Annotated in this window: 20 protein-coding genes; 9 read left to right on the forward strand and 11 right to left on the reverse strand. The window is 71.8% G+C overall.

Translation table 11 applies throughout. The features are described 5' to 3' along the window. The first annotated feature begins 47 nt into the window (after window positions 1-47). Together ACEZDE_RS28955 and ACEZDE_RS28960 are read left to right on the forward strand one after the other, a co-directional pair. Window positions 48-776: a transketolase gene (locus ACEZDE_RS28955; protein WP_380542268.1), complete on the forward strand. Its 729-nt coding sequence runs from the start codon at window positions 48-50 to the stop codon at window positions 774-776. Between the two features lie 71 nt (window positions 777-847). Next, window positions 848-1,747, forward strand: coding sequence for a transketolase family protein (locus tag ACEZDE_RS28960; RefSeq protein WP_380542271.1), 900 nt, complete (start codon window positions 848-850; stop codon window positions 1,745-1,747). 3 nt (window positions 1,748-1,750) lie between these two features. Here ACEZDE_RS28960 and ACEZDE_RS28965 read toward each other — a convergent pair whose 3' ends face one another. From ACEZDE_RS28965 to ACEZDE_RS29005, 9 genes are all read right to left on the reverse strand, one after another. Next, window positions 1,751-2,257, reverse strand: coding sequence for a GNAT family N-acetyltransferase (locus ACEZDE_RS28965; RefSeq protein WP_380542274.1), 507 nt, complete (start codon window positions 2,255-2,257; stop codon window positions 1,751-1,753). Window positions 2,258-2,425: 168 nt separating this feature from the next. After that, window positions 2,426-3,202, reverse strand: a complete 777-nt coding sequence (locus ACEZDE_RS28970; RefSeq protein WP_380542277.1) for a VOC family protein — start codon at window positions 3,200-3,202, stop codon at window positions 2,426-2,428. 225 nt (window positions 3,203-3,427) lie between these two features. Next, the gene (locus ACEZDE_RS28975) at window positions 3,428-4,888 is read right to left on the reverse strand and encodes a catalase (RefSeq protein WP_380542280.1); all 1,461 of its coding nucleotides are present in this window, start codon (window positions 4,886-4,888) and stop codon (window positions 3,428-3,430) included. A gap of 80 nt (window positions 4,889-4,968) precedes the next feature. Beyond that, on the reverse strand, window positions 4,969-6,204 hold the full coding sequence (gene alc, locus ACEZDE_RS28980; protein ID WP_380542283.1) for an allantoicase: 1,236 nt from the start codon (window positions 6,202-6,204) through the stop codon (window positions 4,969-4,971). Next, entirely contained in the window at window positions 6,201-7,568 is a 1,368-nt protein-coding gene (gene allB / locus ACEZDE_RS28985) for an allantoinase AllB (RefSeq protein WP_380542286.1), read from the reverse strand. Before allB ends, alc begins: the two co-directional genes overlap by 4 nt. Before the next feature lie 131 nt (window positions 7,569-7,699). Beyond that, window positions 7,700-8,854: a glycerate kinase gene (locus ACEZDE_RS28990; protein WP_380542289.1), complete on the reverse strand. Its 1,155-nt coding sequence runs from the start codon at window positions 8,852-8,854 to the stop codon at window positions 7,700-7,702. Window positions 8,855-9,071: 217 nt separating this feature from the next. Further along, complete coding sequence (gene gcl / locus ACEZDE_RS28995; RefSeq protein WP_380542291.1) at window positions 9,072-10,856, reverse strand: glyoxylate carboligase; 1,785 nt, start codon at window positions 10,854-10,856, stop codon at window positions 9,072-9,074. A 1-nt stretch (window position 10,857) separates the two neighbouring features. Next, on the reverse strand, window positions 10,858-11,751 hold the full coding sequence (locus tag ACEZDE_RS29000; protein WP_380542294.1) for a 2-hydroxy-3-oxopropionate reductase: 894 nt from the start codon (window positions 11,749-11,751) through the stop codon (window positions 10,858-10,860). Between the two features lie 99 nt (window positions 11,752-11,850). Further along, the gene (locus ACEZDE_RS29005) at window positions 11,851-12,708 is read right to left on the reverse strand and encodes a TIM barrel protein (protein ID WP_380542297.1); all 858 of its coding nucleotides are present in this window, start codon (window positions 12,706-12,708) and stop codon (window positions 11,851-11,853) included. 160 nt (window positions 12,709-12,868) lie between these two features. On the opposite strand from ACEZDE_RS29005, the gene ACEZDE_RS29010 reads away from it, so the two are divergent. The 6 genes from ACEZDE_RS29010 to ACEZDE_RS29035 all read left to right on the forward strand — a co-directional run bounded on the left by ACEZDE_RS29010 (window position 12,869) and on the right by ACEZDE_RS29035 (window position 16,925). Beyond that, entirely contained in the window at window positions 12,869-13,147 is a 279-nt protein-coding gene (locus ACEZDE_RS29010) for a hypothetical protein (RefSeq protein WP_380542300.1), read from the forward strand. Next, window positions 13,144-13,545: a helix-turn-helix domain-containing protein gene (locus ACEZDE_RS29015; RefSeq protein WP_380542303.1), complete on the forward strand. Its 402-nt coding sequence runs from the start codon at window positions 13,144-13,146 to the stop codon at window positions 13,543-13,545. The genes ACEZDE_RS29010 and ACEZDE_RS29015 overlap by 4 nt, the downstream gene beginning before the upstream one ends. Before the next feature lie 74 nt (window positions 13,546-13,619). Continuing rightward, complete coding sequence (gene uraD, locus ACEZDE_RS29020; protein ID WP_380542306.1) at window positions 13,620-14,174, forward strand: 2-oxo-4-hydroxy-4-carboxy-5-ureidoimidazoline decarboxylase; 555 nt, start codon at window positions 13,620-13,622, stop codon at window positions 14,172-14,174. 9 nt (window positions 14,175-14,183) lie between these two features. Next, window positions 14,184-14,501, forward strand: a complete 318-nt coding sequence (gene uraH, locus ACEZDE_RS29025) for a hydroxyisourate hydrolase (protein ID WP_380542309.1) — start codon at window positions 14,184-14,186, stop codon at window positions 14,499-14,501. A 7-nt stretch (window positions 14,502-14,508) separates the two neighbouring features. Continuing rightward, a complete protein-coding gene (gene pucL / locus ACEZDE_RS29030; protein ID WP_380542312.1) occupies window positions 14,509-15,417 on the forward strand; it encodes a factor-independent urate hydroxylase in 909 nt (302 codons plus the stop codon). Window positions 15,418-15,542: 125 nt separating this feature from the next. Next, on the forward strand, window positions 15,543-16,925 hold the full coding sequence (locus ACEZDE_RS29035; protein WP_380542315.1) for an 8-oxoguanine deaminase: 1,383 nt from the start codon (window positions 15,543-15,545) through the stop codon (window positions 16,923-16,925). 130 nt (window positions 16,926-17,055) lie between these two features. Here ACEZDE_RS29035 and ACEZDE_RS29040 read toward each other — a convergent pair whose 3' ends face one another. Then, the gene (locus tag ACEZDE_RS29040; RefSeq protein WP_380542318.1) at window positions 17,056-18,792 is read right to left on the reverse strand and encodes an alpha-galactosidase D; all 1,737 of its coding nucleotides are present in this window, start codon (window positions 18,790-18,792) and stop codon (window positions 17,056-17,058) included. Window positions 18,793-19,003: 211 nt separating this feature from the next. Here ACEZDE_RS29040 and ACEZDE_RS29045 point away from each other — a divergent pair, with 211 nt between their 5' ends. Further along, window positions 19,004-19,957 (forward strand): quinone oxidoreductase family protein, encoded by a 954-nt coding sequence (locus ACEZDE_RS29045; protein ID WP_380542321.1) that lies wholly within the window; start codon window positions 19,004-19,006, stop codon window positions 19,955-19,957. 84 nt (window positions 19,958-20,041) lie between these two features. Here the strand turns inward: ACEZDE_RS29045 and aceB are convergent, their stop codons facing one another. Next, on the reverse strand, window positions 20,042-21,682 hold the full coding sequence (gene aceB / locus ACEZDE_RS29050; protein WP_380542324.1) for a malate synthase A: 1,641 nt from the start codon (window positions 21,680-21,682) through the stop codon (window positions 20,042-20,044). Between the last annotated feature and the right edge of the window lie 93 nt (window positions 21,683-21,775).

Here is a 21,775-nt window from a genome sequence, read left to right on the forward strand (position 1 = left end):
GATTTTCCGCTTGACTTCAAGTGCGCTTGAAGTTGCAGCCTAGTCCCATGACATTGACCAGGCAATATTCCGAACCCTCGTACGCCGCCCCCGACACCGCGTACGGCTGGGCCGACCTTCCCGGGCTGATCGGCCTGATGACCGGCGCCGAGAAGCACGGGCCCGCCGCGACCTCCACCCTGGACGCGCTGTGGGTGCTCTACGACCGGGTGCTGCGGGTCTCCCCCGACCGCCCCGACGCTCCGGGGCGGGACAGGTTCCTGCTCTCCAAGGGCCACGGGCCGATGGCGTACTACGCCGTGCTGGCCGCGAAGGGCTTCATCGACCCGGCGCTGCTGCCCGGCTTCGGCGGCTTCGACTCCCCGCTGGGCCACCACCCGGACCGCACGCTGATCCCCGGGGTCGAGATCGGCAGCGGCTCGCTGGGCCACGGCCTGCCGCTCGGGGTGGGCACCGCACTGGGCCTGCGCGCCCAGGGACTGACCGACCCGGCGGTCTGGGTCCTCATCGGCGACGCGGAGTTGGACGAGGGCAGCAACCACGAGGCCCTCGCCTACGCCGGGGCGGCCGGTCTCGACCGGCTGCACGCCGTGGTCATCGACAACCAGTCCGCCACCCACGGCTGGACCGGCGGCATCGCCTCCCGCTTCGCCGCCGCGGGCTGGTCCACCAGCACCGTCGACGGGCGCGACCACACCGCCCTGCACCGGGCCTTCACCCAGCCCCACCCCGGCCGCCCGCACGTGGTCGTCGCCGTCGTCGAACCCAAGGGCTGACCGGCCCCCGTCCCGCGCCCCACTCGTCGCCGCTCCCACCACGCCCCAACCTCCGCAAAGGACCCATCGCCATGCGTGACCGCTTCATCTCCACCGCCACCGCCCTGCTCGACGAGGACCCCCGGGCCGCCCTCGCCCTCGCCGACATCTCCGCGGCCGGCTTCCAGGACGCGGCCCGCGCCCACCCCGACCGGGTGATCAACGTGGGCATCCGCGAACAACTGCTGATCGGCGTGGCCGGCGGGCTGGCCCTGACCGGGTTGCGCCCGATCGCGCACACCTTCGCCAGCTTCCTGGTCGAGCGCCCCTTCGAGCAGATCAAGCTCGACCTGGGCCACCAGGGCGTGGGGGCGGTCCTGGTCAGCGCGAACGCCTCCTACGACTGGCCGGCCGGTGGCCGCACCCACATGGCCCCCGGCGACGTGGCCCTGCTGGACACCCTGCCCGGCTGGACGGTCCACGTCCCCGGCCACCCGGACGAGGCCGAGACGCTGCTCCGCGACGCGGTGGCGGCCGACGGCCTGGTCTACCTCCGGCTCTCCGCCCAGACCAACCGAGCCGCGCAACCCATCTTCCCCGGACGCTTCCTGACGATCCGCCAGGGTACTGGCCCGGTGGTCCTGGCAGTCGGCCCGGTCCTGGACGACGTACTCGAGGCAGTCGAGGGCCTGGACGTCACCGTCCTCTACGCCGCCACCGTCCGCCCCTTCGACACCGCCGCCCTGCGCGCCGCGCTGAGCGGCCGGAGCACGGCGGACGTGGTCCTGGTCGAGCCCTACCTGGCCGGCACCTCCGCCCCGTTCGTGGCCGAGGCCCTGACCGACACCCCGCACCGCCTGCTGAGCCTCGGCGTCGCCCGCGAGGAACTGCGCCACTACGGCACCATCGCCGAACACGTCACCGCCCACGGCCTGGACCCCCGCTCCCTGCGCACCGCCATCACCACCTGGCAGCCCGGCGGCCGGCCCTGACCGTCAACTCGCGGCGGGGCGGTGCATGGTGACGTCGACGGGGTCCTCGGACTCGACGGTGAAGCCGTGGCGTTCGTAGAGGCGGCGGGCCGGGCTGCCTTGGAGGACGTCGAGGCGGACGTCCAGGCGCTGGGCGTCGGTGGTGGCAAGGAGGGTGCGCAGCACGGACGCGCCGAGGCCCCGGCCCTGGTGACGCGTTGCCAGGTAGAAGTGCTCCAGCCACTGCCCGGCCGCGACGGGGCGGAGGGTGACGCAGCCCGCGAGCGCGCCGTCGACCTCGATCGCCGAGGTGTGCCGGAATGAGAGGGAGTCCCGCAGCCGCTGGCGCACCCGGTGCTCGTCGTAGCGGCCCAGTCGCTCCAGGTCCGCTCGCATGACCTCGGCCCGTAGCTCGGTCAGCACCTCGACGTCCACCGGCAGGACCGGCCGCAGGGCCCAGCGCGGGCCCGGGGTGTCGATCGCGGACACCGGCCCCTGTTCCGACTCCCGCACCACCGCTTGCTCCAGCATCTCGTCGAGGCCCTCCGGGCGTACGGATGAACGATACCCGCTGTTCAGAGCGGTCGGGTCAGGAGTTGGAGCCGCCGCCGACGAGCCCTCGGGGCCGGGAAACCATGTGGTTCCCGGCCCCGAGGGCTCTGGACGGGCGGGAGGCGCTTCAGGCCGGAGCGCCCGGCCTCAGGCCGGAGCGTCCATGGCCTCGATGACGGCGAAGGTCGCGCCCCACGGGTCGCTGAGCACGGCCATCCGGCCGAACGGGGTGTCCGCGGCGGGCATCAGCAGGTTCGCGCCCCGCTTGACCCCGGCGTCCACCGTGCTGTCGGTGTCGTCGACGCAGAAGTAGGTCAGCCAGTGCGACGGCACCGCCGGGTCGAACGGCGGGTCGGTCATCTTGTTGAGGCCGCCGACCGGGCGGCCGCCGACCTGGAGGGTCTTGTAGACCATCTCGCCCGGCATGTCCTCGACGCCGACGCCGAAGGCCGCGGCGTAGAAGCCGGCCGAGGCGTCGATGTCCCGGGAGTTGCACTCGTTCCAGGCGATGCTGCCGGCCTCGTTGACCAGCTGCGCGCCGATGAAGTCCTTGGGCTCCCAGACGCCGAAGACCGCGCCGGCCGGGTCGGCGGCGACGAACATCCGGCCGAGGGTCATCACGTCCATCGGCGGCATCATCACCTGGCCGCCCGCCTTGGTGATCGCCGCGACGGTGGCGTCGGCGTCGGCGCTGGACAGGTAGGTGGTCCAGACGGTGGGGGTGGCCGGGTCCATGGTCGGGCCGATGCCGGCGACCGGGAGGCCCTTGTAGGTGCAGACGGCGTAGCCGCCGGTCTCGGCCGGGCCGGGCTCGCCCTGCCAGCCGAACAGGTCGCGGTAGAAGTCCAGGCCGGCCTGCTGGTCCGGGACCATCAGGTCGACCCAGCACGGGGTGCCGGGTGTGTAGGCGGTGATTTCGGGCATCGGAACGGGCCTCTCAGGGTGGAAGCGTGCGGAGAGATTCCCCCCAGGGGCGGCAGCCCCTGCCGTCCACTCTTCACCCTGCGGGGTCGCCCCGCTACCCGGTTGCGCCAACCCGGAGGGCGGGCCCCGGTGCGACGCTGCACCGGGGCCAGCCCGCTCCCCTCCGAAGTGGCCGGTCCCCTTCCCGCGGGGCCGTTCCCCTCCCCGCGAGGGGAGGTCCTTCCGCTACGCCTCGTCGGCGTCGCGGATGGCCTCCACCGCGGCCTGGAGCCGGCGGCCGTAGTCGGCGTCGGCGGCGTGGAAGAACGGCAGGACCCGCTCGACCACGTCGTCACGGGTGACCGAGCCGAGCGCGCCGGCCAGGTTGGCGATCAGTCGGCCCTGCTCCGCCGCCGACATCAGCCGGTACAGCTCACCGGCCTGGAAGAAGTCGTCGTCCTTGCTGTGCTCGGCCGCGCTGTGGGTGCCGGTCCAGCCGTGCACGGCGGTGGGGGCGGCCAGCGCCTGGTCGGTCTGCCGCGGCCCGTCGTACGAGTTGGGCTCGTAGTTCTTGGCCCGGCCCGCGGGGTTGACCGCGCCGAGGCCGTCCCGGCCGTAGTTCTGCGCGGTGGTGGCCTTGGGGGCGTTGACCGCGAGCTGGGTGTGGTTGACGCCCAGGCGGTAGCGGTGCGCGTCGGCGTAGGCGAACAGCCGGCCCTGCAGCATCTTGTCCGGCGAGGCGCCGATGCCGGGGACGAAGTTGTTCGGCGAGAACGCCGCCTGCTCGACCTCGGCGAAGACGTTCTCCGGGTTGCGGTTGAGCACCAGCCGCCCGATCTTCTGCAGCGGGTAGTCCGCGTGCGGCCACACCTTGGTCAGGTCGAACGGGTTGAAGCGGTAGTCGGCGGCGTCGGCCACCGGCATCAGCTGCACGTGCACGGTCCAGGACGGGAAGATCCCGCGCTCGATCGCCTGGTGCAGGTCGCGCTGGTGGCTGTCGGCGTCCTGCCCGACCAGCTCGCCGGCCTGGGCCGCGTCCAGGCTGCGCACGCCCTGGTTGGTCTTGAAGTGGTACTTCACCCAGTAGGCGGCGCCGTCGGCGGCGGTCCACTGGTAGGTGTGCGAGCCGTAGCCGTTCATGTGCCGGTAGGACGCCGGGATGCCGCGGTCGCCGAACAGCCAGGTGATCTGGTGCAGCGACTCGGGCGAGTAGGACCAGTAGTCCCAGACGTTGTCGGCTTCCTGGATGCCGGTGTACGGGTCGCGCTTCTGCGAGTGGATGAAGTCGGGGAACTTGATCGGGTCCTTGATGAAGAACACCGGGGTGTTGTTGCCGACGAGGTCGTAGTTGCCCTCCTCGGTGTAGAACTTCAGCGCGAAGCCGCGCGGGTCGCGCACCGCGTCGCCGGCGCCCAGGTTGCCCGCCACGGTGGAGAAGCGCAGGAAGACCTCGGTGCGCTTGCCCACGGCGCCGAGGAAGTCGGCCTTGGTGTAGGCGGTGACGTCGTCGGTCACCTCGAAGTACCCGTACGCGCCGGAGCCGCGGGCGTGCACCACCCGCTCCGGGATGCGCTCGCGGTTGAACCGGGCCAGCTTCTCTATCAGCTGCTGGTCCTGGATCAGCACCGGGCCGCCGATGCCGGCCTGTGCGGAGTTCTGGTTGTCGGCGACCGGTGCGCCGGACTCGGTGGTCAGGATTTTGGACATCGCTAAACCTCGGTGATGGCTCGAAGGGGGAGAAGTCGAAGGAAGAGGGTTGGGTGGCAGCTGCTGGGCGGGCCGTCGTCTCAGACGCCCAGCAGCCGCCAGATCGCGGCCCGGCGGCGGGTGGTGTCCGCACCGTCGGGGGTGTCCTGCGGCTGCAGCGCGTCGACCGTCGCCCGTGCTGACGCAGCGTCAGCGAACGGCCGGGCTGCGCTGACTGACGCTGCCTCAGCAGCGGAGAGGCCCGCTTCGGCGAGCGCCTGCTCCGCCTCGGCGGCCGGGACCAGGTTCAGCCAGCGCAGCGCCAGCGCGGCGCGTCCGGCCTCGGTCAGCCGGCCGGTCAGCCGCAGCCGGGCCACGCCGCCGTCCGGGAAGACGTTGAGCCGGGCCTCGGTGACCGGGCGCTGCGGGGTGACCCGGAGCCGGTGCCGGGTGTCCGGCTGGAGCCGGGTGCGCGGCAGCAGGTCGAACCACTCCCCCGACCCGTCGCGGCCCGAGACCGAGGCCCAGCCGGGGCAGTTGGCGACGAAGTGGGTGGTGTCGACCTCGACCGCGAGTACCTCGCCCTCGCCCGCCAGCTTCAGCTCGACCCAGTCGTGGTCCTTGTTGCGGCGGCGCCGGGTCTCCCAGCCCTCGCCCATCACCGCGGCCCGGCCGAGCGAGTTGAGGTTGTGCGGCGAGGAGAAGTAGCGGTCGGACGCGCCGGTGGCGACGCCGCCGGACTCCTGCGCGGCCAGGTCGAAGGTCAGCCCGTCCAGGTCGCGCGGGTCGGCGACGACCTCCCCGTACACCCGGAGCCGGGCGACGCCGCCGTCCGGCCAGATGTTGAGGCGGACGTGGGTGAAGCGCTGCTCCAGCTCGACCGGGAACTCGTGCGCGGTGTCGCCGCGCAGCGTGGTCCGCGGGACCAGCTCGGTCCACTCGGCCGCGGCCAGTTCCTCGGGCGACGGGGCGCCGGGCACGGACGCGCCCTCGACCGAGCCGGTCTCCGGGTAGTTGCCGGTGAAGTGGGCGGTGTCCACCACCACGCCGCGGACCACGCCCGCCACCCCGAGCCGGACGATCGCCCAGTCGTGGTCGGCGTCGGTCGGGTGCGGCTCGTCGGCGCCCGCGCCGCGGCGGCGGCGAGTCTCCCAGCCGTCCATGATCTGGCCCTTGTGCCCGAAGGTGTGCGGCCGGAACTCGGCGGGGGCCGCGACGATCAGGTTCTCCTTCTCGGCGAACAGCTCGTCGTTGGCGGCGACGACGCCGGCGCCGAGGGTCCGGGCGGCGAGGTTGACCAGCTCGGTGAAGGCGGCGGGGCTCGTGGTGTCGGTCATGCTTCTCCTCGGGCGATCAGGCGGCCGAACGGCTGGGCGTCAGCGTCAACGTTCACCACCCGGCCGCGAAGCCAGGTGGTGCGGACGGCGCCGGTCAGCGTGCGGCCCGCGTACGGGGTGACGGGGTTGCGGTGGTGCAGTGCCTCGGCCTCGACCGTGAACGGGGCGTCCGGGTCGAAGGCGACCAGGTCGGCGTCCAGGCCGGGGGCGATCGCACCCTTGCTGCCGAGGCCGGCCAGGGCGGCCGGGCCCGCGCTCATCCAGCGGACCACGTCGGCCAGGGCGAAGCCGCGGGCACGGGCCTCGGTCCAGATGGCCGGCAGGCCGAGCTGGAGCGAGGCGATCCCGCCCCAGGCGGCGGCGAAGTCGCCGTCGCCGCCGTAGCGGGCCAGGTGCTTGAGGTCCGGGGTGGACGGCGAGTGGTCCGAGACCACGGCGATGAACTCGCCGTGGGCCAGGGCCTGCCAGAGCAGGTCGCGGTTGGTCTCGTCACGGATCGGCGGGCAGCACTTGAAGGCGGTGTCGCCGTCCGGCACCTGCTCGGCGGCGAGGGTCAGGTAGTGCGGGCAGGTCTCGGCGGTGACCTGGACGCCGTCGGCGCGGGCCTGCCGCAGCAGCGGCAGCACGGCGGCCGAGGAGACGTGCAGGATGTGTACCCGGGCGCCGGTGCGGCGGGCGGTCGCCAGCAGTCCGGCGACCGCGGTCGCCTCGGCGTCGTCCGGGCGGGAGGCCAGGAAGTCGGAGTACTGCGGCCCGGGGCGCTGCGGCGCGGCGTCGAGCACCGCCGGGTCCTCGGCGTGGATGATCGCCAGGGCGTCGAGCCGGGCCAGTTCGGTGAGTGCCTCCGTGAGTTGATCGCCCGTCAGGTGCGGGAACTCGTCCACTCCGGAGGGGGCCAGGAAGCTCTTGAAGCCGAACACCCCGGCCCGGTGCAGCGGCTCCAGGTCGCCGGTGTTGCCGGGGATGGCGCCGCCCCAGAGGCCGACGTCCACGAAGGTCTGTCCGTCGGCGACCTTCCGCTTGGCGTCCAGGCCGGCGAGCGTGGTGGTCGGCGGGACCGAGTTGAGCGGCATGTCGATGATCGTGGTGACCCCGCCGGCGGCGGCGGCCCGGGTGGCGGTGGCGAAGCCCTCCCACTCGGTGCGGCCGGGCTCGTTCACATGGACGTGGCTGTCGACCAGGCCGGGCAGCAGGGCCAGCCCGCCCAGGTCGACCAGTTCGCCGTCGAAGCCCGGCCCGGCGCCCTCGCCGTACGGCAGCACCTCGGTGATCTTCCCGTCGCGGACCACCACGTCGGCGGCGCGGGGGCCGTCCGGGAGGACGGCGTTCCTGGAGCGGAACACGGTGTACGACGAGGCGGTCAACGAAACCTCCGGGCTGGTGCGGCTGGGAAAGCCGCAGGCGGTGCGCTGCGACCGGAACAGCCGGGCGGTTCAGACAGGGCGAGCCTAAGGCTGCCTTCAACAAAACGTCAACGTTCGACGGGCCGTGCCGGTCACGCCCGCAGGAACTCCTCGGCGATCCGCTCCCCCGCCAGCTCGGCCAGCTCCCCGGCCCGGGTCAGGCTCTCGCCCTCCGCCGCGTCCGGGCCCGCCAGCTGCTCCAGCGCGTAGGCGGCGGCGAAGCCGGCCCCGCGCCAGGCAGGCTCGTCCAGCTCCAGTCGGCCGGCCACGGCGGCCACCGGGACCCCCGCCCCAGCAGCCGCCGCGGCGACCCCGGCGGGCGCCTTGCCGTGCAGCGTCTGCACGTCCAGGCAGCCCTCGCCGGTGACGACCAGGCGTGCTCCCCGCACGGCCCGGTCGAACCCGAGGAGTTCGAGCAGCAACTCGATCCCGGGCTGCATACGGGCCCCCAGCAGGGCCAGCGCGCCGAAGCCGAGGCCGCCGGCCGCGCCCGCGCCGGGTGTGTCCCTGAGGTCGGCGCCGGTCAGCGCGGCGACCGCGTCGGCCCAGCCGGTCAGCGCGGCGTCCAGCGCGGCCACCTGCTCCGGGCTCGCGCCCTTCTGCGGGCCGTAGACCGCCGCCGCGCCGCGGCTGCCGAGCAGCGGGTTGTCCACGTCACTGGCGATCACCACCTCGACGGCGGCGAACGCGTCCTTGATGCTGCCGAGGTCGAGCAGGCCCAGCCGGGCGAGGGCTGCGCCGCCGGCCGGGAGCCGGGCGCCGTCGGCGTCGTGCAGCGTCGCGCCGAGGGCCTCGGCCATCCCGGCCCCGCCGTCGGTGCAGGCGACGCCGCCGAGGCCGAGCACGATCCTGGTGCAGCCGAGGTCCAGCGCGTGCGCGATCAGCTGGCCGGTGCCGTGGCTGCTCGCGGTCAGCGGGGCCTTGACCCCGCCGGGGAGCAGGGTCAGCCCACTGGCCTGCGCTGCCTCGACCACGGCGGTGCCGTCCTTGACCGCGATGGCGGCCGGGACCGGCTCGCCGGTCGGACCGCTGACGGTCAGCTCCACCCGCTGGTAGCCCGCGGCGAGCGCGGCCAGCACCGTCCCCTCGCCGCCGTCGGCGACCGGGAGCAGCCGGATGTCGGTGCCGGGCGCGGCCCGGAGGACGCCCGCGGCGATCCGCTCGGCGGCTTCGGCAGCGCTCAGGCTGCCCTTGAACTTGTCCGGGGCGATGACCACATGACCGGTCGTGACCTGCTGCTGTGTCATCGCGTCGTCCTTAGCTCGTGGATGAATCCTCCCGGCCCTGCGGGCACGACCGGATCTTCCCAGCATCGGGATGGGTCACAGGGCCGGGAGGAAATCAGCGGGTCGCGCGCGGCGCGCCCTTGGAAGGGTGGCGGCGGGCGACGGGGTGGGCCTCCCCGCGACGACGGGCACGACCGGATAAGGACAGCCGTCGCGGGGAGGAGTACAGGGGGTCGGGTCAGGGCAGGGTGTTCAGGATCGCGCTGGGCGCGTCCGAGGCGTGCTCGGCGAGCAGCTCCCACTCGTTGACCTGGTCGATCCCGCCGCCGGACATGGAGACGTTGGTGACCCGCTCCAGGATGACCTCGACGATCACCGGCACCTTGAACTCGGCGGTGAGCTTCTTGGCCTGCTCCAGCGCCGCGCCCAGCTCGTTCGGGTCGAAGACCCGGATCGCCTTGCAGCCCATGCCCTCGGCGACCTTGACGTGGTCCACGCCGTAGCCGTTGACCTCGGGCGCGTTGACGTTCTCGAACGAGAGCTGGACGTGGTAGTCCATGTCGAAGGCCCGCTGCGCCTGACGGATCAGGCCCAGGTAGGCGTTGTTGACCACGACGTGGATGTAGGGGATCTGGAACTGCGCGCCGACGGCCAGTTCCTCGATCATGAACTGGAAGTCGTAGTCGCCGGAGAGCGCGACCACGGTGCCGTCCGGGTCCGCCGTGGCGACGCCCAGCGCGGCCGGCAGGGTCCAGCCCAGCGGACCGGCCTGGCCGGCGTTGATCCAGTTGCGCGGCCCGTAGACGTGCAGCATCTGCGCGGCCTGGATCTGCGACAGGCCGATGGTGGTGACATAGCGGGTGTCACGGCCGAAGGCCTTGTTCATCTCCTGGTAGACCCGCTGCGGCTTGACCGGGACGGTGTCGAAGTCGGTCTTGCGCAGCAGCTGGCCCTTGCGCTCCTGGCAGCTCGCCGCCCAGGCGCCGCGGTCCTTGAGCTGCCCGGCGGCCTTGCGCTCCCGGGCCACCTCGACGAACAGCTCCAGCGCGGCCTTCGCGTCCGAGACGATGCCGAAGTCGGGGGCGAAGACCCGCCCGATCTGGGTCGGCTCGATGTCGACGTGGACGAAGGTGCGTCCGGCGGTGTAGGCGTCGAGGGTGTTGCCGGTGTGCCGGTTGGCCCAGCGGTTGCCGATGCCGAGGACGAAGTCCGACGCCAGCAGCGTCTCGTTGCCGTAGCGGTGCGAGGTCTGCAGGCCGACCATGCCGGCCGCCAGTTCGTGGTCGTCCGGGATGCTGCCCCAGCCCATCAGGGTCGGCACCACCGGAATGCCGGTCAGCTCGGCGAACTCCACCAGCAGGTCGGACGCGTCGGCGTTGATGACTCCGCCGCCGGAGATGATCAGCGGCTTCTCGGACGCGGCCAGCAGGTCCAGCGCCTTCTCGATCTGCGCCCGCGACGCCGACGGCTTGTAGACCGGCAGCGGCTGGTACGTCTCGACGTCGAACTCGATCTCGGCCATCTGCACGTCGATCGGCAGGTCGATCAGCACCGGGCCGGGACGGCCCGAGCGCATCAGGTGGAACGCCTGCTGGAACGCGCCGGGGACCTGGGCCGGCTCCAGGACGGTCATCGCCATCTTGGTGAGCGGCTTGGCGATCGAGGTGATGTCGACCGCCTGGAAGTCCTCCTTGTGCAGCTTGGCCACCGGCGCCTGGCCGGTGATGCACAGGATCGGGATGGAGTCCGCACTGGCCGAGTAGAGGCCGGTGATCATGTCGGTCCCGGCCGGGCCGCTGGTGCCGATGCAGACGCCGATGTTGCCGGCCTTGGCGCGGGTGTAGCCCTCCGCCATGTGCGAGGCACCTTCGACGTGCCGGGCCAGGACGTGGGTCAGCCCGCCGTTGGTCCGCATCGCGGAGTAGAACGGGTTGATCGCGGCGCCCGGCAGGCCGAACATGTGGGTGACGCCCTCGGCCTTGAGAATCTCAACGGCCGCCTGGGCTGCGGTCATACGTGCCATGTCAGTTGACCTTCCGTCCGGCGAGGCGCTCGACGCCGCGGAGCAGCGCCGAGTGGTCCAGCGAGCCGTCACCGTTGGCGCGGGCCGAGGCGACCAGCTGGGCGACCAGCGAGCCGACCGGCAGCGGGGCCTCGACGGCGCGGGCGGCGGCGGTGACGATGCCCATGTCCTTGTGGTGCAGGTCGATCCGGAAGCCGGGGGCGAACTGGCGGTCGACCATGTTGGCCTTCTTGCGGTTCAGCACGGTGGAACCGGCCAGCCCGCCCGCGAGCACGTCCAGTGCGGCCGGGAGGTCCACGCCCGCGTTCTCCAGGAAGACCACGGCCTCGGCCACGACCTGGATGTTGACCGCGACGATCAGCTGGTTGGCCGCCTTGACGGTCTGTCCGGCCCCGGCCGGGCCGACGTGGATGACCGTGGTGCCGAGCGCGTCGAACAGCGGCTTGGCCTCGGCGAAGTCGTCCTCGCCGCCGCCGACCATGATGGAGAGCACGGCCTCGACCGCACCGGCCTCGCCACCGGAGACCGGGGCGTCCAGGGTGCGGATGCCCTTCTCCTGCGCGGCGGCGGCGACCTTGATCGAGGTCTGCGGGGTGATGCTGCTCATGTCGATCACGAGCGTGCCGGGCTTGGCGTGCTCCAGCACCCCGCCCTCGCCGAGGATGACCTGCTCGACCTGCGGGTCGGCCGGGACCATGGTGATGACGACCTCGGCGTCGGCCACGGCCGCCGCGATGCTGTCGGCGCCCTTGCCGCCGTCGGCGACCAGCTTGTCGATGGCGGCCTGTCCCAGGTTGAACCCGGTCACCACATGCCCGGCCCTGACCAGGTTGGCAGCCATCGGGCTGCCCATGATCCCGAGGCCGATAAACGCGATCTTGCGCGAAGCGCTCATGCCGAAAACTCCCAATCCAAAAGCAAACGAAGTAGATGCAGCCCCTCAGGGGCGCGGGGAACTGCGCGGAAGACCACCGCAGCGCCCAGGTGTCCGCACTCAGCCCCGGCTGCTCCCACGCAGCTCACGGGGCAGCCACCCGAAGCTGTCCGCGCTGGCGACGCCCGCCACCGGCTTGTACTCAAGGCCGATCCGCCCGCTGTACCCGACGGCGTCCAGACGGCTCGTCAGGTCCGCGAAGTCGAGCTCTCCGGTCCCCGGCTGGTTCCGTCCCGGCGTGTCCGCGATCTGCACGTGGCCGATCCGGTCCGCGTAGGTCTCGATGACGGCCGCCAGGTCCTCGCCGTTGCGGGCCAGGTGGTAGAGGTCGCAGAGGAAGAAGGTGTTGCCGAGGCCGGTGGCCGCGTTCACCTGGTCCACCACGGCCACCGCGTCCTTGCTCGAAAGCAGCGCGTACTGCGGGGCCTCCGGCGCGTTCAGCGCCTCCACCAGCAGCGTCGCGCCGATCCCGTGGGTGGCGTGGGCGGCCAGCGCCAGGTTCTCCAGGGCGAGTTCGTCCTGCACCCGGGTGTCCAGGCCCTCGACGCGGTTGCCGTAGAGGGCGTTCAGCGACGTGCAGCCGAGCGAGTCGGCGAGCCCGACCGCCACCGCGATGTTGTCGCGGAACTGCTGCGAGTCGGCGGGACGGGAGAGCAGCCCCTTGGACCCGGCGGCCATGTTCCCGGCGTCGAAGTTGAGCCCGGTGAGCTGCACGCCCGCGTCGGTGAAGGCCGCGCGCAGCGCGTCCAGGTCGCGGTCGGGCGGGGTGGGGCCGTCCAGGGTCCACCACAGCTCCGCGGCGTCGAAGCCGGCCGCGGCCGCCGCGGCGGGGCGCTCCAGCAGCGGCAGCTCGGTGAAGAGGATCGAGAGGTTGACGGTCCAGCGCTGGTCGAGCCAGTTGCGTGCGGCGGCGGTCATGCGGTCACCCATCCAATTCCACAATGCGGAAGCAAGTTTCTGCTTGATGGAACTATCGCATGAGGGTGCGCCGGACTGTCAAGACCGTCCGCAACATTTTGTTGAAGTTACTCTCGCCTCGACCGGGCCGCCGCCGCAACCGTCGGATACGCTGCGACGCGTGCGATTGAAGGTGGAGTTCACGACAGAGCCGTTCGCCCTCGACGGCTTCCCCGAGCATGCGAAGGCCGCCCGGCGGGCCATGGACCTGGCCGGTCTCGCGGTCGACGTCGGCCCGTTCGGGACCAGCGCCGAGGGCTCGGCCACCGATGCCCTGGCCGCGATCACCCGACTGCTCCAGGACAGCCTGGCCAGCGGGGCGACCAGGATCTCGCTGCAGGTCAGCACCCTGGGCGAGGACGGCCTGCCGATAGCGGACCGCGAGGAGGACTCCCAGTGACCACCGTCGAGCGCTCCGACCCGGCGCACCCGGAGCCGCCGCACCCGCTGGCCCTCGCCATCAAGCCGCTGCTGGACGCCGTCGGCGCCAGCGCGGTCAGCCCGGCCGACGCCCGCCCGGACGACGTGCTGCTGGAGTGGGACGAGCAGCCCGCGGTCGCGGTGCGGCTGCCCGGCATGGAGAGCGCGATGGACCGGCTGCTCGGGGAGGTCCGCCGGCAGTTCGGCGGCGGGGACCTGCGCGCGCTGGACCGCGCCAGCAAGCAGCGGGTGGTGGCCCAGCTGGAGGAACGCGGGGCGTTCACCATCCGACACGGGGTGGAGACGGTCGCGGCGGCGCTCGGCGTCAGCCGGTTCACCGTGTACAACTACCTGAACCGGCAGCAGGCCAAGGACTGAGCTTCAACAAACTGTTGACGCGATGGAGTCGCTGGGCCTAGCTTTTGGATGGCACCCCCGTAGGAGGTCATCCCGTGGCTCAGAACCGCCCACCCGTCACCCACCGCCGCCCTTCTGGCGAGGCGCTTCGCGCCACACCTACCGTTCTCGCCCGGCTCAACGCCCTCGGCGACGACGACCTAGACGCCCAGCTCGTCGAGATCTGCAGCAGCCCCACCTGGGCGAAGCTGGTCCGCACCGCCCGCCCCTGGGCCGACGACGACGCCGTCCACGCCGCCAACGCGGCGGCGATGGCACAGCTCGGCCCGGCCGACCTGGACGACGCGATGGCCGGGCACGCCCGGATCGGCGAGCCCAAGGCCGGCGACGCCACCTCGCAGCGCGAGCAGTCCGGCGTCCACGGCGCCGGTGACGCCGTACTGGACGAACTCCAGCGGGCGAACGCCGACTACGAGGCCCGGTTCGGCCACGTCTTCCTGATCTGCGCCACCGGGCGCACCGCGGACACCATGCTCGACGCCCTGCGCGCCCGGATCGGCAACACCGCCGACACCGAGCGGGAGACCGTCCGCGGCGAGCTGCGGAAGATCAACGACATCCGGATCGACCGCCTCCTGAACGAGAACTGACGGAGCATCATGACCTCCCTCTCCACCCATGTGCTGAACACCAGCACCGGCCGCCCCGCCCAGGGGGTCCCGGTCGAGCTGGCCCAGCGGCAGCCGGACGGGCGCTGGGCCGTCCTGGGCGCGTCCAGCACCGACGCCGACGGCCGCTGCAAGGACCTGCCGGTGCCCGACACCGCCGCCGGCACCGTGCTCCGGCTGACCTTCACCACCGCGGGCCCGTTCTTCCCCGAGGTCTCCATCGTCATCGACGTGGACCCGGCCCAGGCCCACTACCACGTACCCCTGCTGCTGAACCCGTTCGGGTACTCCGTCTACCGAGGAAGCTAGAGAACCCATGGCTCACGTTCTTGGCCAGAACCAGTACGGAAAGGCGGAGACCCGTGTCGTCCGCATCTACCGTGACTCGACCCGCCACGAGATCAAGGACCTGAACGTCTCGGTCGCGCTCTCCGGCGACCTGGACGACGTCCACCTCACCGGCTCCAACGCGCACTGCCTGCCGACCGACACCACCAAGAACACGGTGTACGCGTTCGCCAAGGAGCACGGCATCGAGTCCGCGGAGGCCTTCGGGGTCCACCTCGCGCGCCACTTCGTGGACAACAACGAGCCGATCCACCGGGCCCGGATCCGGATCGAGGAGTACGCCTGGGACCGCATCCGCACCCCGGACAACTCGGCCCGCTTCATCGGGTCCGAGGAGGTCGGCCACTCCTTCGTCCGCAGCGGCGGCGAGATCAGGACCGCGCAGATCACCTACGACGGCGACAGCTTCCAGGTCATCTCCGGCCTGAAGGAGCTGACCGTGATGAACTCCACCAACTCGGAGTTCTGGGGCTACATCAAGGACAAGTACACCACCCTCAAGGAGGCGTACGACCGGGTCCTGGCCACCGAGGTGACCGCCCGCTGGGCGCACTCCTGGAGCGGCGCCGGGGACCAGCCCAACTGGGAGCGCTCGTACACCCACGTCCGCCGGCACCTGCTGGAGGCGTTCGCCGAGACCTACTCCTACTCGCTGCAGCAGACCCTGCACGCGATGGGCAGCCGGGTGCTGAACAACCGCGCCGAGGTGGACGAGGTCCGCCTTGAGCTGCCGAACAAGCACCACTTCCTGGTCGACCTGGAGCCCTTCGGCCTGAAGAACAACAACGAGGTCTACTTCGCGGCCGACCGGCCGTACGGTCTCATCGAGGGCACGGTTCACCGCGAGGGTGTCGTGCCGGTCATTCCCGTGGCATGATTCTCCGCTAAGACTGAGCCTTCTTAGGCTAAGACTGGCCCCAGGGATTCTTCCGCCGTCCCGCCCTGGGCAGCTCCACCCGACGGCGGTTTCCCCAAACCGCTACCGTCGAGGAGCTTGAACCCATGAGCACCCTGCCTCCCCCCGCTGACGAGCGCATCGTCATCGAGAACGCGGCCATCGCCACCGTGGACGCCGCCGACAACGAGTACACCCGCGGCCATGTGGTGATCGCCGGGAACCGGATCGAGTCGGTCGGCGAGGGCCCGGCCCCGCAGTGGCTGCAGGGCGTGGTCCGGCGGATCAACGCCGAGGGCCATCTGGTCACCCCCGGCCTGGTGAACACCCACCACCACTTCTACCAGTGGATCACCCGCGGGCTCGCACAGGACAACATCCTGTTCGACTGGCTGGTCGCGCTCTACCCGACCTGGGCCCGGATCGACGACAAGCTGGTCCACGCCGCCGCGCAGGGCTCGGCCGCCGCACTGCTGAAGTCCGGCTGCACCACCGCCAGCGACCACCACTACGTCTTCCCGCAGGGCGGCGGCGACATCCTCGGCGCCGAGATCGAGGCGGTGGCCGAGCTGGGGATGCGCTTCACCGCACTGCGCGGCTCGATGGACCGCAGCAAGAAGGACGGCGGCCTGCCGCCGGACCACGCGGTGGAGAAGACCGAGGACATCCTGATCGCCTCCGAGGCCGCCGTGGACCGCTACCACGACGCCTCGTTCGACTCGATGCTGCAGATCGCCATCGCGCCCTGCTCGCCGTTCTCGGTCTCCACCGAGCTGATGCGCGAGGCGGCCGTGCTGGCCCGGCGCAAGGGCGTACGGCTGCACACCCACGGCTCGGAGACGGCCGAGGAGGAGCAGTTCTGCAAGGAGCTGTTCGGGATGGGCCCCACCGACTACTTCGAGTCCACCGGCTGGCTCGGCGAGGACGTGTGGATGGCGCACTGCGTCCACATGAACGACTCCGACATCGCCAAGTTCGCCGAGACCGGCACCGGCGTGGCGCACTGCCCGTCCTCCAACGCCCGGCTCGCGGCGGGCATCGCCCGGGTCCCCGACATGCTCAGGGCCGGCGTCCCGGTCGGCCTGGGCGTGGACGGCACCGCCTCCAACGAGTCCGGCGAGCTGGGCACCGAGCTGCGCAACGCGCTGCTGATCAACCGGCTGCACGGCTACCCGGACGCGCTCACCGGCCGCAAGGCGCTGCGCCTGGGCACCATGGGCGGGGCCCGGGTGCTCGGCCGGCAGAACGAGATCGGCTCGATCGAGGTCGGCAAGCTGGCCGACCTGGCGCTGTGGAAGGTCGACGGGATCATGCACTCCTCGATCGCCGACCCGGTCGCCGCGCTCACCCTCGGCGCGCTCCCGCCGCTGGCGCTGCTGCTGGTCAACGGCCGCCCGGTGGTCGAGAACGGCAACCTGACCACGGTGAACGAGGACCGCATCGCCAAGGCCGCCGCCGACGCGGCGCGCGAGCTGGCCGCCCGCGCCTAGCGCCACCCCGAACTCCGGGCGCCGCTGGACGGTGTGCCGCCCGGACTCCCCTGAGCGCTCGCGCTCCGGGGACCGCTGCCCCGGATCCACGGCGAGGATCCGGGGCAGCGGTGTCGCTACCGCTGCCCGGTCACTGGACGGTGATCACGTCCAGGTCGGGCGCGTAGGCGGTGTCGTTGTGGAACCTGACGGTGTTGGCGCCCGCCTTGACGGTGATCGGGACGCTGGCCGTGTACACCGTGGAGAAGCTGCTGCCGGTGAGGTTCACGGTGGTGTCCGGGCCGCCGTTGACGCTGATCGAGAAGCTGCGGCTGCCGGAGAGCAGATAGCTGAAGGTGAGCGTCCGCGCACCCGCTGACGCCTCGTTGATTCCGTTGACGGTCAGGTAGTCCGCCGCGCCGTCGCCGATGTAGCCGACCTTGGTCCCGCCGGAGCAGCCGCTGCAGCTCGCCGTCCTGGTGGCGCCGGCCAGGGTGTTGCCGGAGGACTCGGCCTCGATCCGGACCGCGCGGCTGCCGCTCGGCACCGCCCGGATCAGCCGGACCGCGCCGGGGGCCAGGGTGACGCTGTAGGCGCCGCTGACGGTGCCCAGCGAGCCGCCGGTCCACAGGTCGGTCGCAGCGGCGCTGCCGCTGATCCCGGCACTGGCCAGCGGGACGGTCACGGTGGTGCTCGCGGTGCCGCTGTAGTTGAACAGGCCGAGGATCACGTCGCCGTTCGGCTCGGTCTTGCTGTACACCTGCTGGTCGCCGTTGTTGACGAGGCGTGCGGCGTCGATGCCGTCCTGGTCCACCGCCAGCACCCGGCTGTTCTTGAGGTAGCCGAGGTCGGTGGGGTCCAGGTTCGTCAGGTCGGTGCCCAGGACCAGCGGGGCCGCGCCCATCGCCCACAGGCTCATCTGCGACTGCCGCTCCGGCGCGGTCAGTCCGTCGTCGGCTCCGTTGCCGACCTCCAGCGAGTCGTAGTCGTTGTAGCCGCCGGGTCCGCCGTACGGCTGCCAGGCGGCGACCTGCGCGAACCGTGACTGCACGCTGGACCACTGGGTCAGCGGGTAGCTGCTGCCGCCCGACTCGCAGCCGTAGCACTCGATGTCGCCGCCGGTGCGCCAGCCGTTGGCGTACTGCGCCCAGGTCGCCGCGCTGCCGATGGCCAGGCTGTTGGACAGCTCCAGGTGGATCGGCCGACCGGTCTGCCGCAGTGCCGCCGACCAGGCCTGGATGTCGGCGACGTCGCCGGTGCCGACCCCGTCGATCTTGACGTAGTCCACGCCCCAGGCGGCGAACTCGTTCGCCCAGGAGTTGATGAAGGCCTGCGCGCCGGGCTTGCCGTAGTCGATGCCGACCATGCCCGAGCAGTTGTAGTTCTTCTCCGCGGTCGTGGTGGCGATGTCGTCGGCGTGGTAGCTCGTGCCCTGGATCGCGGTGTTCTGGCTGACCGCCTGCTTGGAGATGCCGGGGGTGACGTACAGGCCGAACTTCAGCCCGTCGCCGTGCACGTGGTTCGCCACGGCCTGGATGCCGTCGGTGGAGCCCGACGCCGGGAACTTCGCGGGGTCGGTGACCCAGCGGCCGTACTGGTCGACGTTCGGCCCCTGGCTGCCGGGGCACTGGTACCAGAAGTCGTCCAGGTTGACGTAGTCGAAGCCGACCGCGGCCAGGCCGCTGCTCTTCATGGCGTCCGCCTGCGCGTCGATCTTGGCGGCGCTGGGGGCCTTCCTGATGAAGCTCCAACTGCTCCAGCCCAGAACGGGCTTGAGGCCGACGCCGTTGTTCTCGGCGCGGGCGGACGGGGCGGCCAGCAGGACCGCGGCGACAGCGGCGGCGGTGACCGCCAGGACGGCGGTCAGCTGTGGGGCTCGGTGGCGCATGAGGTTCTCCATCCTCTGGAGGTGCCATGACATGTCCAGGGCGAGGGAACTCAACTACCGAGCGGCGGCGAAGTCAATATCTGTTGCAGTCTGAGCGAAACTTGGGTCGGAATTGTTGGTTCGCTTGGCTTTGCCGACCCCACTGCCGCCACCACATACCGACCGGTATGTTGGTCGGGAAACGTGTTACCCACTGGTAGGGAGAACAGCGATGCGGGCGATCCAGATCACCGAGTTCGGCGGGCCCGAGGTCCTGCGCCTGGCCGAGCTGCCCGAACCGGTGGCCAAGCCGGGGCAACTGCTCATCGACGTGGCCGCGGCCGGGGTGAACTTCGCCGACACCCACGCGGTCGAGGACTCCTACCTCTCCCGCAGCTCACTGCCGATGGTGCCCGGCGGCGAGGTCGTCGGCCGGACCGCGGACGGACGCCGGGTGGTCGCCCTGACCGCCACGGGCGGCTACGCCGAGAAGGCCGTGGCCTGGGCGAACATGGCCACCGAGGTGCCCGAAGGGGTCTCCGACGGGGCCGCGCTGGCGCTGGTGGTGCAGGGCCTGACGGCCTGGCACCTGCTGCGCACCTCGGCCCGGATCGCCCCGGGCGAGTCGGTGGTGGTGCACGCCGCGGCCGGCGGCACCGGCTCGCTGGCGGTCCAGCTCGCCAAGCGCTTCGGCGCGGGCCGGGTGATCGCCACCGCCTCCAGCAAGGAGAAGCGGGAGCTGGCGCTGGAGCTGGGCGCGGACGTCGCGGTCGCGGCCGACCCCGAGGGCCTGAAGGAGCGCCTGGTCGAGGCGAACGGCGGGCAGAAGGTCGACGTGGTGCTGGAGATGACCGGCGGCCCGGTGTTCGACGCCTCGCTGGCCGCCCTCGCCCCGTTCGGCCGCCTGGTCGCCTACGGGATGGCCTCGCGGCAGGAGCCGAAGCCGGTCACCGCGGGCGCGCTGATGGGGCACTCCACCGCCGTGGTCGGCTTCTGGCTGATGCACTGCGTCGGAAACCCGGCCCTGCACGCCGAACCGATGGCCGAGCTGTTCCGGATGGTGGCGGACGGCGAGCTGACCCCGCTGGTCGGCGAGGCCTACCCGCTGTCCGAGGCAGCCCGCGCCCACCAGGACCTGCGAGCCCGACGCACCTCGGGCAAGCTCATCCTGGACCCCAGCCGGTAGTGCAGGCGGTGGTGACCGGGAAGGACCTCCCCAGGTATTCCCCGGTCACCACCACCGGTCTGTGTGCCCGGTGCTGACCGTGCGTCAGCCGAGCAGGGCGTAGCCGGGCAGGGTCAGGAAGTCGACGAACTCGTCGGCCAGCGCGACCTGCTCGAACAGCCCGGCGGCCTCGGTCCAGCGCCCGGCTTCGTAGGCCTGGTCGCCCAACTCGGCGCGCAGCTCCGCCAGTTCGGTGGCGACCAGGTCGCGCACCAGGTCCGGGGTGACCTTGGCACCAGTATCCAGGACGACCCCGTTGTAGATCCACTGCCAGATCTGCGAGCGCGAGATCTCGGCCGTCGCGGCGTCCTCCATCATGTTGAAGATGCCCACCGCGCCGAGCCCGCGCAGCCACGCCTCGATGTAGCGGACGCCGACCTGGACCGCGTTGTGCAGCCCGGCGGCGGTGCAGCTGCCGCCCGCCCCGGCGATGTCCAGCAGTTCGGCCGCGGTCACCTCGCCCGCCGGGAGCACGTCCTTCTGGTGCGGGCGGTCGCCGAGGACGGCGTCGAAGGAGGCGCGGCAGACCGGCACCAGGTCCGGGTGGGCCACCCAGGAGCCGTCGAAGCCGTTCCCGGCCTCGCGCTCCTTGTCAGCGGTGACCTTCTCCATCGCGGCGGCGTTGACCTCGGGGTCGCGCCGGGACGGGATGAACGCGGCCATCCCGCCGATGGCGTGGGCGCCGCGCCGGTGGCAGGTCTGCACCAGCAGCTGGGCGTACGCGCGCATGAACGGCGAGGTCATGCCCACGGAGTTGCGGTCGGGGAGGACGTAGCGCTCGCCCGCGTCGCGGAGGTTCTTGATGATCGAGAACAGGTAGTCCCACCGTCCGGCGTTCAACCCGGCGGCGTGGTCCCGCAGTTCGTAGAGGATCTCGTCCATCTCGAAGGCCGCGGTGATGGTCTCGATCAGCACGGTGGCCTTGATGGTGCCGTGCTCGACGCCGAGCGCCTGCTGCGCGTGGGTGAAGACCTCGTTCCAGAGCCGGGCCTCCAGGTGGCTCTCGGTCTTGGGGAGGTAGAAGTACGGGCCGGAGTTGGGGTCCTCCGCGCCGCGGGCCAGCAGCCGGGCGGCGTTGTGGAAGAAGTACAGGCCGAAGTCGACGAACGCCCCGGCCACCGGCTCGCCGTCGACCAGCAGGTGCGCCTCGTCCAGGTGCCAGCCCCGCGGGCGGACCACGACGGTGGCCAACTCGGCGTCCGGGCGCAGGGCGTAGGACTTTCCGGCGTCGCTGGCGAAGTCGATCCTGCGCTCGAAGGCGTCGATCAGGTTGATCTGGCCGTCCACCACGTTGTGCCAGGTCGGGGCGCTGGCGTCCTCGAAGTCGGCAAGCCAGACCCTGGCACCGGAGTTGAGGGCGTTGACCACCATCTTGCGGTCGGTGGGGCCGGTGATCTCGACCCGGCGGTCCTGCAGCGCGCGCGGCACCGGGGCGACCTTCCACTCCCCGGCGCGGACGGCGGCGGTCTCGGGGAGGAAGTCGAGGGCGCCCTCGGCGGCGATGCGGGCGCGGCGCTCGCGGCGCAGCGCCAGGAGTTCGCGGCGGCGGGGTTCGAAACGGCGGTGCAGTCCGGCGACGAAGGCGAGCGCCTCGGTAGTGAGCACTTCCTCACCCCGGTCGACCGGGAGACCCGCGACGACGATGGAGGAGAGGTCTGCGTCCTGGGTTCCCTGCGGTCCGGCCATGGTCCTGAAGCTCCTTCAAGCTGGGGAGGTCACGTGATGCACTTGATCGAAAAGCGTTCTCGACGGCGTTGCGCTTCTGTAAGGTGGAGGCTA

The organism is Streptacidiphilus cavernicola (genome assembly GCF_042510955.1).
GTDB classification, from domain to species: domain Bacteria; phylum Actinomycetota; class Actinomycetes; order Streptomycetales; family Streptomycetaceae; genus Streptacidiphilus; species Streptacidiphilus cavernicola.